We start from the raw sequence: 14254 nt of genomic DNA on the forward strand, positions 1-14254 counted from the left end.
GAATGCCGGTTCGCCTCCGGGCGGTTGACGTGCTGACTGTCCCACCCGCACGACCGTTGTCGATCGTCACCCGGCATAGTAGAGGCCCAGTCCGACAAGCGCGGGCGCCCGCCCCAGCCTGTGGATAACCGGGGTGCACCGCCGACGGAAGACCGTCGGCGCGCACCGCGACCGCGGCGGGCACCGGCCCCGCGAGCGCGTAGACCGACACCGAATCACCGGGGGAGAAGAAGCAGCCGATGGCCTCACGGCGGGACGAGCTCAACGCCTACACCTTTGCCAGGAAGCGGACCTTGGCGGCGTTCCTCCAGCCGTCCGCCTCGGGCAGTGAGGAGGGCGCCCCGCGACCGCTGCGCGCCTTCGCGCCGAGCCTGGTCGTCGGCGCGCTGCTGCTCGCGGGCTTCGGCGCCTGGGGAATGATCAAACCGGGCGCTCCGCAGGGCTGGAACACACCTGGCGCCAAGGTCCTGGTCGGCAGCGAGTCCACCACCCGCTACGTGGTGCTGAACACCGGCGGCGAGCCCGAACTGCACCCCGTGCTCAACCTGGCGTCCGCCAAACTCCTGCTGGATCCCCAGAAGTTCGGCGTGCTGAAGATCCCGGAGTCGGTGCTCGACAACGGCAAGATCCCGCACGGCCCCACCCTGGGCATACCGTACGCGCCCGACCGGCTGCCCACCAGCGCCGACGCCGGAACCGCCAAGCTGTGGGCGGTGTGCGAGCGGCCGGGACAGGGGCCGGGAGATGTCCAGAAGGCGGCCTTCGTGCTCGCCAGCCGGGACGCCGCCAAGGTCGACGGCGCCGGGCGGTTGAACGGTGACCAGGGGCTGTTCGTCCAGGGGCCGGACGGAGCCCAGTACCTGATCGACCCGAACGGCACCAAGTACCCCATCGGCGACCCTCGTTGGAAGGCTGCCGACAAGACCGGGCAGGACGCCCAGAAGCTGCTGGTGCGGATCCTGTTCGGCGGCGACCGCACGCCGCAGTTGGTCACCGAGGACTGGCTCGCCACCTTCAACCGGGGCGACGCGCTGGAGTTCCCACCGGTGCCCGGCCTTGGCGGGGCGGCCAACGTCCCCGGACTGAGCCCGCAGTTGAACAGGATCGGCATGGTGCTGGTGGCGCCCAGCGGTACCGGCTCGCAGAAGTACGTGGTGATGGCCAACAAGGTCCAGCGCGTCTCCGACCTGGTGGCCAAGCTCCTGCTCAACATGCCCGGCGTCACCTCGATGTACCCGGGCGTACCCGCACCCCAGCAGGTCGCCGCCCAGGACTTCACCCCCGACGACAAACCCTTCTCCGCCGACTACGGCTGGCCGCAGGAACCGCCGCAGCAGGCGAACGACGGGGTCTCCGGCGCGTCGTGCAGCGTCTACCGGGGAACCGTGGACGGCAACAACAGGCCGCGGGTGAGCGTGTGGACCGGCGCGCACTTCCCCGCCACCGTCGTGGACGGCGGAACCAGCGCCTATGTGACGCCCGGCTCCGGTCTGCTCTACCGGCAGACCGCCGGGAAGTCCGCGGACACCGGCAGCGTCTTCCTGGTCACCGACACCGGCCTGCGCTACGCCGTGCAGTCCAACAACGACAGCGACTCCCACAAGTCGAACATCGGCACCGACCCCTCCGCTTCCCCTGGCTCCCAGAGCCCCGACGCGAGCCAGCAGCAGGCCAACCAGGCCCAGGTACGGCTCGGTTACGGCCAGGTGCAGCCGGTTCCGGTTCCCCAGGCCTGGTCGTCCTTCCTGCCCGCCGGCCCCACCCTGGACACCAACGACGCGGCCCAGCCGCAGGGTTCGTGATGCGCGCACTCCAACTCGCCCCGCTGCTGCGGAACATGTTCGCCGGGGGCGCCGCCTGCGCGCTGGCGCTCGCCCCCGGACTGGTACCGGCACACCACCCGGTAACCGCGCGCCTCGCCCTGGCCGACGACGGCGAGTGCACCTACCCTGCGCGCCCCATCAGGAGCGAACCCTGGTCACTGCAGCGGGTGATGCTCGACCAGCTGTGGCAGAACAGCCAGGGCGAGGGCGTCAGCGTCGCCGTGATCGACACCGGCGTCGACGCCCGCAACCCGCAGCTGAAGGACGCCGTCGACAAGCGCGACGGCTTCGACCTGATCGACACCAAGGGCGACGGAACCAACGACACCGTCGGCCACGGCACCAAGGTGGCGGGCATCATCGCCGCGCGCCCGGCCGCCGGTACCGGGTTCGTCGGCCTCGCGCCGCGGGCGACGATCATCCCGGTGCGGCAGAACGACGACCAGGGCAACGGCAACGCGGGAACGCTCGCGCAGGCCATCCGCAAGTCGGTCGCGGAGGGCGCCAAGGTCATCAACATCTCCCAGGACACCACCGGCGGCCCCGGCCCCGACCCGGCGCTGACCCAGGCCGTGCAGTACGCGCTCAGCCAGGACGTGGTGGTGGTCGCCGCCGCGGGCAACGACGGCACGGGCGGCCAGCAGCACACCACCTACCCGGCCGCCTTCCCCGGCGTACTGGCCGTGGGCGCCTCCGACCGCAACAACGAGCGCGCCGACTTCTCCCAGTCAGGCCCGTTCGTGGGCGTCGCGGCACCCGGCGTCGACATGGTCTCCACGGTGCCGATCGGCGGCCAGTGCGTCGACAACGGAACGAGTTTCGCCGCCCCTTATGTGGCCGCCGTCGCAGCGCTCGTCCGCGCCAAGCACCACGACTGGCATGAACAGCAGGTCGTCGCCCAGATCGAGCAGACCGCACAGCGGGTGGACCCCGGACACAACAACTTCATCGGCTGGGGCGTGGTCGACCCGGTACGCGCGCTCACCGACGACGCCAAGCCGATCGACGAACCCGTTCCGGACAGGTCCCCGACCCAGGGCGGCGCCAAGGTGCAGCCCGCCGCGCTGACCCTGGGGGAGACCCCACAGCAGCGCGCCGAGCGCACCGCGACCTACGCCCTGTGCTCCGCCGCCGTCCTGGTGGCGGTGATCGCGGGCGGCGCGGTGGTCGTACGGGACGCCAGGCGCCGCCGTACGACCACCTGAGCGCGGCCGAAGTCGGCGGCCAGCCTGCTCAGTTGGCGCTCGCCGGACGGACGGTGCCCATGATCTTGTCGATCTCGTCGGAGGTCAGCGCGTTGGGCACGCCCTGGTCCGCGTAGAGGATCCAGATCCCGGTCGTGCCGTCCTTCAGCCGCATGGCGATGGCCCGTGAGGTGGCGGTCGCCGGGACGCAGGGGCTGGGCCGGTAGATGTTGGTCGCCGTCGCGGTGGCGAGGTAGCCGTCGATGCCGTTGTGCTTCCAGGGCGTGACCTGATTCACCGTCACCTTCGGCTTGTGGCCGTCCAGCCCCCCGTACGCCCCGAACAGCCAGTTGTTCGCGGCGATCTTGGCACTGTCCTGGAGCGTGTTGCCCCGGTCGCCCTGGGAGCCGATGGTGGCGAGCTGCCCCTTGCCCGCCTGGATCGGACCCGTCGTGCTGCCCGACGAGGCACAGCCGCCCTGGCGGTAGTACGAGACACCGGTCATGCCCAGCATGGGCTTGCCGTTCTGGTCCGTGTACGCGTTCTCCAGATCGGGCTTGTCGACGCTCCAGTGGTCGGACGCCGGCGGCACGTCATACGTGAAGCCGTGGTGCTGCCAGACCTGCGTCTGCCAGCCCGCGATCATCGGCTTGGCGTCCGAGCCGTTGCCGCTGGAGTTGGGACCCTGCTCGGTCGGCGTCGGCGCGGCCACGGTCGGCGCGTGGGTCGGCTTCGAGACCTTCGGCTTGGCGCCGCCGCCCTTCATGGCGAACGCCACACCGCCGCCGATCACCGCGAGGGCGACCACCGCGCCGACGACGGTGAGCAGCGTCTTGCGGTTGCGCGCGGGCCGCGCGGCCTCCGGCTCCGGCGGGGTGAACGGCGGCTGGCCCTGCGGCGCGGGGGCGTGCTGCGGGAACCCGAGGGGCGGCGGGCCCTGGGGCGGCTGTGCGGGCTGCGCGTACGGCGGTTGGGCCTGCGGTTGCTGCGGGGGCTGCGCGGGCGGTGTGGGTGGGCCTGGGGGGCCTGGCGGCTGTATTCGCGGCATCTCGCCGGTGGGGGTCCAGGCGGGTGCGGGGCCGAAGCCCTGCTGCGGTTGCTGCGGTTGCTGCTGTGGATCCTGCGCGTCGTGCGGATTCTGGGGCCAAGACATGGCCGATACCCTACGTGCCGTCCGTCGCCGCCCGGACGGGGAACGGCGACAGCACGGCAACAACGGCTACCCGCCCGCTACTCCTGTGCGGGCCAGGGGACTTGGGCAGAGCGGTAGTAGTCGATCCCGAGGGCGTCCCAACGCGGGCCCTGTGCCGCCAGACGCAGCCGGAACGCGTCCCAGTCGTGCGAAACGGCCGGGGACCAGCCCAGTTCGGCCACGGCGGGCAGCCGAGGAAACGCCATATACCCGATGTCGTCGCTTGTCGAGATGGTTTCCGACCAAAGCGGCGCCTCCACGCCGAGCACGGCGGAAGCGGGCGCACCGCGCAGGAACGTCGCCGGATCCCAGCCGTACGCGTCCTTGACCTCGGTGTAACCGGCCCAGCTGAGGCCCAACTTGGTCGACGGGTTGTACTTCATGTCCAGGTACGTGTGGTTGGCGGGCGACATCACCAGCCGCGTCCCCGCCTTGGCCGCCGCCACGACGCCCTGCTCCGTACCGGCGGTGCCCCAGTACTGCGCGACGGCGCCCTGAACAGGATGCGCGTTGGTGATCTCGTGCCACGCCAGCACGGTCTTGCCGTACCCGGTCACCAACGGCTGCACCCGGTCCATGAACGCCGTGTAGTCGGCGGCACTGGTGGAGTGCGCCTCGTCGCCGCCGATGTGCAGATACGGGCCGGGGGTGAGCGCCGCCAACTCCCGCAGCACGTCGACGACAAAGCGATAGGTCACCGCCTTCGCCACGCACAGCGAGCTGAAACCCACGTTCGTCCCGGTGTACAGCGGCGGAGCCACCCCGTCGCAGTTGAGCGGCCCGTACGAGGCGAGTGCCGCGTTGGTGTGCGCGGGCATGTCGATCTCCGGGACGACTGTCATGTAGCGGCTCGCCGCATAGCGCACGAGCTGCTCGTACTGCGCCTTGGTGTAGTACCCGCCGGGCCCGCCCCCGACCTCGGTCGAGCCGCCGTAGGCGGCCAGCCGCGGCCAGGACGAGATCGCGATCCGCCACCCCTGGTCGTCGGACAGGTGCAGATGAAGGTAGTCGATCTTGTAGAGCGCGAGCTGGTCGATGTACCGCTCCACCTCGGCGACGGTGAAGAAGTGCCGTGAGACGTCGAGCATCGCGCCGCGGTAGGAGTACCGGGGCACGTCGGTGATCGTCCCGCCGGACACCGTCCACGGCCCCGGTTGCGGCGTCCGCTCCTCCACGGCGGCGGGCAGCAGCTGCCGCAGCGTCTGCACGCCGTGGAACAGCCCCGCGGGCCGCTCGGCGGTGATGGCGACGCCCTGCTTGGTGACGTCCAGCCGGTAACCCTCGTCGCCCAGGTCCCCGGCATGACCGCTGAGTGCCAGCACGATCCCGTCGCGCCTGCCCAGGGGGCGCAGGGGCAGCGGATACCCCATCGAGGGCCGCAGCAGCCCCGCCAGGTACCGTCCGACGCCCACCGCCCCCGGCGACACCCGAATGACGGTGCCCTCCCCGAACGTGTACGGCGCCCCGCCCTGACGCACCACCGCGGGCACCGGCACCACCTGAGCCAACGGCCGCGCCGCCACCTCCCTGGGCACCGCCGCCGTGGTCCCGGCGGTAAGGCCCACCATTAAGAGCAACGCACCCAACAAACACGGCAACCGCCACCCGGCCACCGCACCGTGTCGTCTCACGAACGATCCCTCCGCCGAGGCCCCAAAGGCCCACCCGACACCTGCGACCGAACTCCGATAAACCGACCAAATGCGCTTCCTGGGTACCGTGCGCCTGACGGAGCGTCAAGGATGCGAGGCCGCTGACGCCAGTCGTGGCGGGGTCGGCATAGGTAATGGTTGAAATTGCGACGAGTTGCAAATGTGTGGCGGCGTCAAGGGGGTGCCTCGCCGTGGAGCGAATATGGCCGAGCTCAACCCAGGAATGGCTTGTCCGAGAGTGCTTGACGCCCAGGGACTCGACGTCTGGTCCGGGCTTGGGGGAGCGGGGCGATGCATACCTGACGCCCGTCAAGTGGCCTGCCTCGGCACGTGGTTGGGGCTGTCGTAGGGAGTGGCTAGAGTGGTTCGAGGCGTCACAGGCATGGCGTCGACGAGATGGTCCGGGTGTACCGACTTGTCTCGACTCATTCCATTTGATGGGGGAAGGGCAGCGTCGATGGCTGGTAATCAGAATCTCAACGTCGAGCATGAGGATCTGAAGTCGCTGGAAGATGCTCTGGAGAACATGAAGGGGCACCTCCACCAGCAGATCCAAACGCTGTACCACGTGGTGGACCAGGTCAGTGCGTCGTGGAGCGGTCTCGCCGCGACCGAGTACCGGAATCTCCAGCAGCAGGTGAACGAAGACGCTAAGCAGATCAATGGGATCCTGGAACTGGTCAAGGAAATGATCTCCTCCGCCAAGGGGCACTTCTCCCAAATGGACCAGGAGCACCAGGAGGCCCTGAAACGGCTACAGGGTGGCTCGGGGGACAACTCGATCCTCGCCCGCCTGGGGTGAATCGGGAGATGCGTCGCACCGTCGATGCATCCGATCCAGGCCAGCAAGTCGATCAGTACGTAATGAGCCCTCGGTAGCCAGGAGAAGTCATGACTATTTCAATGCGGTACGACGGTGTCGCGGATCTGGCCAGCAAGGTGTGTCAGGCCGCCGACGCCATTAAGAACGAGCTCGAAGACCTCCAAGGGCGTGTCAACAAGTTGGTCGCTTCGTGGGACGGTGAGTCCAAGGAGGCGTACGCCAGGGTGCAGCGTGACTGGGACCGGAAGGCCCAGGACCTGCACGAGCACCTCCGGCGCATCGGCACGGAGGTGGGTAAGGCCCCCGGGTCCTATCACGCGACGGACCGGAAGATCGCCGGACAGTTCCAGATCTGACGCTGTGAGCACAGCGACAGTTCGTCGAGGGGGCGACCGCGACGTCTTCCGTCGCTGTTCACAGGAGAGCAGAGCAGAACATGTGCGGAGAGGCCGGTGATGGCACCGGCCCGGCTTCGTTGACCGAACCCAGGGGGATAGAAGCAATGGGTCTGCCACATGGCACGGTGCAGCCCGGAGAGTCGCCAAGTTCGCCGGACCTCAAGCCGGATCCCGAGTCGCTGGCTGACTTCAAGAAGGCTTTGGACACGGTATTGCAGGACTTGGACAAGTCCTACGCCTCGCACAGCAAGCTGAGCGACCAGACCGTCACCCACACGTCATACGGTGACTTCGACGAGGCGCGCACCCTGGCCAGTACGTACGACAGCGTGCACGACACCCTCAAGACGCTGGCACAGGCGTGGGGCGACCAGATCGAGGCCCTGGGAATCTGCGTGGACATGGCGAACCGCGGCTACCAGGGCGTGGATGAGGAGCACCGCGACCGCCTCCGTGTTCTCCAGGCCCGGATGCAGCAGTTCTCCGCCCAGCAATCGCAGACGCAGGCGCAGGACGCGAGCTTGTCCAACGGGGGGCAGGGCTCCACGAACAACGCGGGTGGCAACTCCCGTTCCATGGGCGGTTGACAGAGGGATTGGGACGGTAGATGAGTACGCAAGACTCCTACGAGAATGCATCGCTCGTTGAAATCCACTTCATGGTCGCCAACGCGAAACCCGAGGATCTCAGCGGGAAGGCTGAAGCCTTGCAGCAGGCCGCCGCCGCACTGGAGGAACTCGGCGGGCACGTCGCGGCCAAGGTCCAGGGAGTTGAGTGGAAAGGCGAAGGCGGCGACGCGTTCCGTGAGTGGAGCAACCAGTTCCTCACTAGCACAAGGCAACTGAGGAACTACACCCAGACCGTCGCGCACGTCATGGGATACGCCGGTCAGACTCTGCACAAGGTCCAGCCCGCGGTGCCGACCCCGCCCGCCAGTGCTTATCTCTGCACCCCCAACTCACCCACCAAGCAGTCCGCTTCCGCTATGGAGTCCGACCGTCAAGAGGCCATCACCCAGATCAACAAGTTGGCGTCGGCCTATCGGCTGGCAACGAATGACCTGACGGCGGCAAAGCAGGCGGTGCCTACGTTTAAGCCGTTGCCGGGGGCTATGTTGCCGCCGGACCTTAACGTCGGCGGAGAGCAGACACAGGTCACGACGAGCAGCCCGGGGGCGGAAGCCCCAGTACGTAGTGACGTCGAGTCTGGGCCGAGTACGGGCACCCCTGCGGGACGTGCTGTCCCAGAAAGCACCTTCACCGCCGCTGCGGCGGGGCATAGCGCCGACAGAGTTCCTCCGCCAGCTCCAAGTACAAATCTGGATAGCACTGAGCCAGTAACTGTCGCGCAGCGTCCACATGCAGCAGTAACGACGTTTACCCCGAGTGAGCCTAGTTCAGGGCCCAGCCCTGTCCCGTTCGTCCCCGGTATCGTGGGTGTGCCCACCCCTTTGACGAAGTCAGGCAGCAAGGCTCTCCCCACAGAACCGCTCCCGGAACTGAGCAGTGGTGCGGGCACGTCGAATCGCATGCCTCGCACCGAAGTTGGCGACGAGGGAATCATCGGCGGAACACCGTCGCTCAACAATCGAAGCCTCACACCGAAAATGCCGCGTGGCTTGGTGGTCGGTGAGGAGCAACCAGCCGGTACGCGCGGTCCCGCTGGCGGTGCTCGGTATGCAGGTGTTCCTAAGCCTTCCTCCGGCGTAGTCGGAGGGGTCTCTGCCCGGCGCTTGGCCAGCGAGCCTGGTGGGGAAGTGGGCGCGCCTCGATCGGGTACGGGTAGCGCGAGCGAATACACACCGGGTGGTAGTGGGCTCCGACGGTCACCTGAGGTCTTGACCGAAGAGGGCATCGTGAGCGCCAGTGATGTGCGCCCCATGGGGTCTGTCGTGGGAGCACGTCCGGGTACGCTCCATGCCGATCGAGGGCGGCGTGGCACAAGGCCGGACTACCTCGTCGAAGACGAGGAGACATGGGCGTCCGGCGGCCGAGATGTCGTGCCACCCGTGGTTGAGTAGCAAAGACGCGTTTTGCGGCCGCAGTTGTAGAGCTAGGGGAATGGACAGTTGAAGCAGCGGGTGCGTAGCCGACTCCTCGCTCGCGGTGCGGCTTTGACAGCTGCGTTGGCCGCCGTACTGACATGTGGTTTGGCAGTGCCGCCAGCTGCACAGGCGCAGACCATTCAGGATCGAGAGTGGTTCCTGGACGCCATGCAAGCCCGCCAGATGTGGCAGGTGAGCACCGGAAAAGGTGTGACTGTTGCGGTAATCGATGGCGGAGTGGACGCGACGGCGCCTGAGCTCAAGGGGCAGTTGCTACCGGGCAAGGACTACGTCGGTGGGGGCGACGGCTGGCAGGATGCGGACGGTCACGGAACAGCCATGGCTATGCTCATCGCTGGCAACGGTGCTTCGGGCAGTGGGGTGATGGGCCTGGCCCCCGGGGCACGTATCCTCCCTCTCAACGTGGCCCCTCAAGGCGCCAACAATCCGGCGAGGGCCGCACAAAATATCGCTGAAGCGATCCACTACGCGACTGACCATGGGGCGAAAGTCCTGAACATCTCCTTGGCTATACGAACGAGTGAATCTTCGTCGGAAGATCGTGCCCCGTTGGAACCAGCCATCAAGTATGCACTGAGCCACGGTTCGCTAGTCTTCGCAGGCGCTGGGAATGACGGAGACAAAGGCAACCCCGTCGCATATCCTGCGGCAACCCCCGGCGCCGTGGGAGTATCCGCCGTTGACCAGTCCTGGACCGTCACGAAATTCTCTACATACGGGCCGCAAATCGCGCTATCTGCTCCCGGCAAGGATATGCCAGGACGCTGCAGCAAGTCCCTTGGCTCCCAGCAGGGTTACTGCTCGGGCTCTGGAACCAGCGAGGCCACCGCAATCGCCTCCGCCTCCGCCGCCCTCATCTGGGCCAAGCACCCCGACTGGACGAACAACCAGGTCCTGCGGGTTATGATCAACACTGCGGGAAAGCCGAAGTCGGGCAAGATCCCCAGCATTTACGGCGGCTACGGCGCCGTTCGCCCTCGCATCGCCCTCCTGGACACCCCTGGAGACCCGGGGCCGCCGAACGTCAACCCGCTGTTTCCTAATCTGTTCGCCAACTCCCCTTCGCCTTCCGCGAGTAAGAGTTCGGCTCCCGCCCCCGACGGCCAAGCTACGGCTGCTAAGAGCAGTAACAGCAAGACGATGCTGTGGGTGGGTCTCGGAATCGGTGGCGCGGTAGTGCTCGGTGGCCTGGCCGCCGCGGTCATCGTTCGCCGTCGAAAGAACACCCAAGGACTACCAGCGACTGCTCCCGTGCCACCGCTGTTGGGAAACTACCCAGGCCCAATGCCACCACCTCCACCGAACCCGTACCAGCGTTGAGTAACACCGAGGATGCCTACGAGCCCCCCGGTTCGTAGGCATCCTCGCGGCGGCTGCTTCCTTGCGCAGTTCCTTCCTGCGGACGCGGCATTCGTAGTCGAGGTGTGTGCCTTTTCCGATGAGGAAGTGCGTGAGAGCGCCGCAGCAAAGGTGAATGGGGGCGAGGCATCAGTGCTGGACAGAAGGCGGATCGTGAAGCCGCTCCGGGATGTCGTCACTCAGCCATCGTGCCCTGCCGGTGGGTCCGGATTTGGGAGTGTCGCCGGAAGGTTCGTGTTTCCCTTACAACCGATTTTCCGTGAAATGTCTTGAGACACTGATAGAAGAATGGTCATAGCGGACGCTCTCCTCAGCGAGGAACTTTCCTCCGGTGCGGAAGGGTAGGAGATCTCGCCATTCAGCGCCGCCCCATGGATACCGCTTTGCCCGCTGAGAGCGCAACGAAAGTCTAGAGATGACAGATTGTCGCCCGCGAGCGCGTCAATGCCGATAGGATAGTAAGTCCACTTTGCGGAACTCTCTCGGCTGTTCGTTGGGGGGTTCGGTGCAGAGTTGTTGTAAGTGCTGCTCCAGCTGAAAGTGACCTCCACCTCGGGCGTGCTCGCCTTGTTGGCGATGCTTTTGGGAAAGACGGCGCAGCTGTTTTTCCGGTTTGGTTGTTTTGGTGGGCTTGTTAGTTCCTTCGCAGCGGAATCCGGAGTGAAGTCTGGAATGTCCTGCTCGTACTGCGTCTCGTGTGTGAGCGTGCTCAGAGCGGCTTGGGCGCCGACGGAGAGGGAACCGCCGCATACGGTGTCCGCCGATACGAGGTGAATGTCATCGCTCCCGCCGGAGCATCCGGAAACCCCAGAGGCAAGCAGCAGGAGGATGGCGGAGTATCTGACGGAAGCGTTTAGCTTCGACTGTGCGGAATAGTTGAAAAGGTGATGCGCTCCACGCTGCCCTTGTGTGCCGCTCACTGCTGTACCCCTGATTGGGGGAGTTGTCCCATCAGGTCTTGATCTCCTGCTCCGCGGCCGTAGCCATCACCGGCTGCCGAGTCCAAGTCGCTTCTCAGTTTAGTCTGGCCGTCCGTGTCCAGTCCCGGGACCGAGTTCACTAGATCCTGATATGGTGCCATCGTTGACTCTTGGCCTCTGTATGCTATTTGGCCGGTGTAGTTATGTACGAGTTGACTCGTGTCTTTGAGGTTGAATCCTGGATAGCTGTCGATCACCTTCCCGATTTCCGCCTTGGCGGCACCGTGTCCGGTTGAGATGAGCGACGGGACGATGGTCTTGACGATGTCTTTGGCGTCCTCGGAAGGGCCGGGTATGAAAGCCGCTCCGGCGTCATATATTCCATTAACGGCCATCTTCACCCAATTCTTCTTATCGGCGAGGGCGTTATTGTATGCCGCGTCAGACACTGCCCCGGAGGATATTGCCTGATCGATCCTCGATTTATCGATCAAGCCTTGCACATACGCTCCGGTGCGTACGATGGGTATGGCGTTGTCGTCGTTAGGCAACTTTGGGCTCAGGGCTGTTGGCGGGTTGGCAGTCAGTGCGTTGAGTGTGAAAGCCCGTTGTGCGTGCGAGACGGCCGCGTAGGCATCCGGATCCTGCCCAAGAGTGCTCAGAAAGTGAATGGTGTCCAGTCTGCCGATGTGCAGCATTTGCGGGCTCTGTGAGTTACTGAAAAGATTCGCATAATGGCCGTCTTGCAGGGCCATGTCAATGTCGCCGATGTAGCCTCCCGCTATGGCTCCGAGACTGTTGCCGATTCCTCGTTGCTGTTTGAGTAGGTGAGGGTTGTTGGCATAGAGGGCGACGATTTCGTTGGCGATGTGTGCACCATCGGTAGTCTTGTGCATGATGTCATCGGGGAGATCGTAGGGGCGCCCTAGCGTCGCAGCTACAAGGGCGTGGCCGAGATTGGCATATCCGGATACGTGGTCCGTTCCCATGGTGTCCCCCGCCCAGAAGCGCTCCTGGGTGAGGTATTTGAAGTGGTCATCCGACTTGAGGAAATCTGTTGCTGCCTCCGGATTGTGGCCCAACGCCTCCATGAACCCGTTCATCGGGTCGCTCTGGTCATTCCCGAAGAAGTTGAGGGTTGAGTTGTTCTGGACATCGAGCCAGGTGGTGCCGTTATGGTTACTCGGGTCGATCTTGAACTTTTGGTCCTTTTGGAACAGTGCATCCCCGTAGCGCTGAAGGAAGCTGCTGTCGTAGTTTCCGAAGCGCATCAGGTTGCTCATGACCTGGAAGCCCAAGGGGTGGGAGGTCGTGCTCGAGTCGATGGGTTGCGAACCGAGCTGAACGATCTGGTTCTCCCAGTCCCTCATCGACGATGAGTCGTATCGCGTTGCGTCCGCGAGCGTGAGGCTGAGATTCCCCTGTAGATGTTTGAGGTCGTCGGTTTCGTTCGAGAGGGATGGGTTGTCGCTGGGGTCGGTCAGTTTGGCCCAGAAGTTCAGGGTGTTCGCAGCGCCGAGCTTGGTGGCGAACTCGGCACCGAAGACCGGGTCACCTGTGTGTTCGGACAGCAACTGGTTGAGTCGGGCAAGCTGATCAGAAGTGAGTTTCGGACCCAGCTGGGCCAGCTTCACCGCTTGGTCCGCGTCCTGGATTGCGTTCTGGCGCGCCTGCTCGGCGTCTGCGATGCTGTGGTAGGCGTCTTCGTTGAAGCCCTGGTCGGAGCCGTTGGGGTCCTGGTTCAGGGCCCAGTACAGGGCCTCGTCGGCGTCTGTCGCGTCCTGGAGGATCTTCTTTATGCTGTCGTTGAACTCGTTGACGGCCTCGTACATGTAGCGTGCCGCGGCGGGGTCTTTCTCGGCGCCCTGCGGGTCCTTCAGTACGACGTTGTGGTCACTGTCGAACCGCACGCTGCTGTGTGGGTCGTTGACCTGGTTGTCGATCGCTTTCAACCGGTTCTGTGCGTCGGTGAACTTGCCCAGCGCGTCGTTAAGGAGGTTGTAGACGTCGTTGGCTTCGTCGCCAGCGGTGCGAAGCTGGGTTCTGATCTTCAGCGAGACAGCGTGGGCGGCTCCCGCTGCTTCGCCGTGCCAGTCGGAGCCTTCCAGGTCCTTCATGACGTTGTTCTCAAAGCCCTGTGACACGCCGTCCACACCGGAGATCTTCTTCGGAAGGTTCTGCCAGTCGTCGACGGCGGTCTTGAGGTAGGAGAGATCGGCGTTTAGCAGATCCTCGTAGCTCGGCATATTTTGGTCGCCCGTCAGTGTCAGTGCCGATTGCTGAACTGGTCAGCTGTGGCAGTGTCGTGAGTGGTGAACGCCGTCGCCGCGTCACGGAGGGCCTGGGCGAACTTGGCGAGCAACTGGTTCTCCACATAGTGGGCCTCGGAGCGCCAGCGCTCCTCGAAGGTGGCGAAAGCGCTTGCGGAGCGGAAGCCCTTCAGTCCCTTGGCTACGTCGCCAGTGCTCTTCATGGGACTTTCGCAGGCGCTGTGGAAATCGCTCGCGACCTTGTCGGTCTTGTCCGCCCGGTCGTTGAGTACGCCTGCGGTCACGTGCAGCTTTGGCCCGCTCGGCCCACTGCCGTCGTACGAGTCCAGATGGAGCGCCTGGTCCTGCTGCTTCGCCGCCTCCGTCAGGTTGCCATTGGCGTCATACCGAAAGGGATTGAGTCTCCGGTCCATGTCCATACTCATGGTTGTCCCCCCAGCGATCGGTCCTGATCAGGTATCAACTTGGTTGCTGCAGAGCTGCACGGTTCGACTGCGCCCCACTCGGACGCGTCCTGACTGTTGGCCCTACGTGCCGAATGCCGACCGCAGATCCCGCGCCAGGGAGG

10 protein-coding genes are annotated in these 14254 nt (G+C 65.4%); 6 read left to right on the forward strand and 4 right to left on the reverse strand.

The features are described 5' to 3' along the window. The first annotated feature begins 239 nt into the window (after positions 1-239). On the forward strand, positions 240-1802 hold the full coding sequence (gene eccB, locus NON19_RS17050) for a type VII secretion protein EccB (protein ID WP_255928996.1): 1563 nt from the start codon (positions 240-242) through the stop codon (positions 1800-1802). Further along, positions 1802-3028 (forward strand): type VII secretion-associated serine protease mycosin, encoded by a 1227-nt coding sequence (mycP, locus tag NON19_RS17055; protein ID WP_255928998.1) that lies wholly within the window; start codon positions 1802-1804, stop codon positions 3026-3028. Before eccB ends, mycP (NON19_RS17055) begins: the two co-directional genes overlap by 1 nt. Positions 3029-3056: 28 nt before the next feature. Here mycP (NON19_RS17055) and NON19_RS17060 read toward each other — a convergent pair whose 3' ends face one another. Together NON19_RS17060 and NON19_RS17065 are read right to left on the reverse strand one after the other, a co-directional pair. Next, complete coding sequence (locus NON19_RS17060) at positions 3057-4160, reverse strand: DUF8017 domain-containing protein (RefSeq protein ID WP_255929000.1); 1104 nt, start codon at positions 4158-4160, stop codon at positions 3057-3059. A gap of 77 nt (positions 4161-4237) precedes the next feature. Continuing rightward, the gene (locus NON19_RS17065; protein WP_255929002.1) at positions 4238-5767 is read right to left on the reverse strand and encodes a beta-N-acetylhexosaminidase; all 1530 of its coding nucleotides are present in this window, start codon (positions 5765-5767) and stop codon (positions 4238-4240) included. 541 nt (positions 5768-6308) lie between these two features. On the opposite strand from NON19_RS17065, the gene NON19_RS17070 reads away from it, so the two are divergent. The 4 genes from NON19_RS17070 to mycP (NON19_RS17085) all read left to right on the forward strand — a co-directional run bounded on the left by NON19_RS17070 (position 6309) and on the right by mycP (NON19_RS17085) (position 10457). Continuing rightward, positions 6309-6653, forward strand: a complete 345-nt coding sequence (locus NON19_RS17070) for a WXG100 family type VII secretion target (RefSeq protein WP_255929004.1) — start codon at positions 6309-6311, stop codon at positions 6651-6653. A gap of 89 nt (positions 6654-6742) precedes the next feature. After that, positions 6743-7030 carry a WXG100 family type VII secretion target gene (locus tag NON19_RS17075; protein ID WP_255929006.1) on the forward strand — a complete coding sequence of 96 codons (288 nt, stop codon included), beginning with the start codon at positions 6743-6745 and terminating at the stop codon, positions 7028-7030. A gap of 146 nt (positions 7031-7176) precedes the next feature. Beyond that, positions 7177-7659, forward strand: a complete 483-nt coding sequence (locus NON19_RS17080; RefSeq protein WP_255929008.1) for a DUF2563 family protein — start codon at positions 7177-7179, stop codon at positions 7657-7659. 1538 nt (positions 7660-9197) lie between these two features. Continuing rightward, positions 9198-10457: a type VII secretion-associated serine protease mycosin gene (gene mycP, locus NON19_RS17085; RefSeq protein WP_255929010.1), complete on the forward strand. Its 1260-nt coding sequence runs from the start codon at positions 9198-9200 to the stop codon at positions 10455-10457. A gap of 955 nt (positions 10458-11412) precedes the next feature. Here the strand turns inward: mycP (NON19_RS17085) and NON19_RS17090 are convergent. Then, positions 11413-13662, reverse strand: coding sequence for a hypothetical protein (locus NON19_RS17090; protein WP_255929012.1), 2250 nt, complete (start codon positions 13660-13662; stop codon positions 11413-11415). 20 nt (positions 13663-13682) lie between these two features. Continuing rightward, positions 13683-14099 (reverse strand): WXG100 family type VII secretion target, encoded by a 417-nt coding sequence (locus NON19_RS17095; protein WP_255929014.1) that lies wholly within the window; start codon positions 14097-14099, stop codon positions 13683-13685. Positions 14100-14254: the final 155 nt, after the last annotated feature.

The organism is Streptantibioticus rubrisoli, assembly GCF_024436055.1.
In the GTDB taxonomy this organism is placed as follows: Bacteria; Actinomycetota; Actinomycetes; order Streptomycetales; family Streptomycetaceae; genus Streptantibioticus_A; species Streptantibioticus_A rubrisoli.

Excerpts from the sequence above, each read along its gene's own strand:
- NON19_RS17070 (WP_255929004.1), top strand. The coding sequence starts at position 6,309 with ATGGCTGGTAATCAGAATCTCAACGTCGAGCATGAGGATCTGAAGTCG.
- mycP (WP_255928998.1), top strand. The coding sequence starts at position 1,802 with ATGCGCGCACTCCAACTCGCCCCGCTGCTGCGGAACATGTTCGCCGGG.
- NON19_RS17090 (WP_255929012.1), bottom strand. The coding sequence starts at position 13,662 with ATGCCGAGCTACGAGGATCTGCTAAACGCCGATCTCTCCTACCTCAAG.
- NON19_RS17065 (WP_255929002.1), bottom strand. The coding sequence starts at position 5,767 with ATGGTGGGCCTTACCGCCGGGACCACGGCGGCGGTGCCCAGGGAGGTG.
- eccB (WP_255928996.1), top strand. The coding sequence starts at position 240 with ATGGCCTCACGGCGGGACGAGCTCAACGCCTACACCTTTGCCAGGAAG.
- NON19_RS17095 (WP_255929014.1), bottom strand. The coding sequence starts at position 14,099 with ATGGACCGGAGACTCAATCCCTTTCGGTATGACGCCAATGGCAACCTG.
- NON19_RS17080 (WP_255929008.1), top strand. The coding sequence starts at position 7,177 with ATGGGTCTGCCACATGGCACGGTGCAGCCCGGAGAGTCGCCAAGTTCG.
- NON19_RS17060 (WP_255929000.1), bottom strand. The coding sequence starts at position 4,160 with ATGTCTTGGCCCCAGAATCCGCACGACGCGCAGGATCCACAGCAGCAA.
- NON19_RS17075 (WP_255929006.1), top strand. The coding sequence starts at position 6,743 with ATGACTATTTCAATGCGGTACGACGGTGTCGCGGATCTGGCCAGCAAG.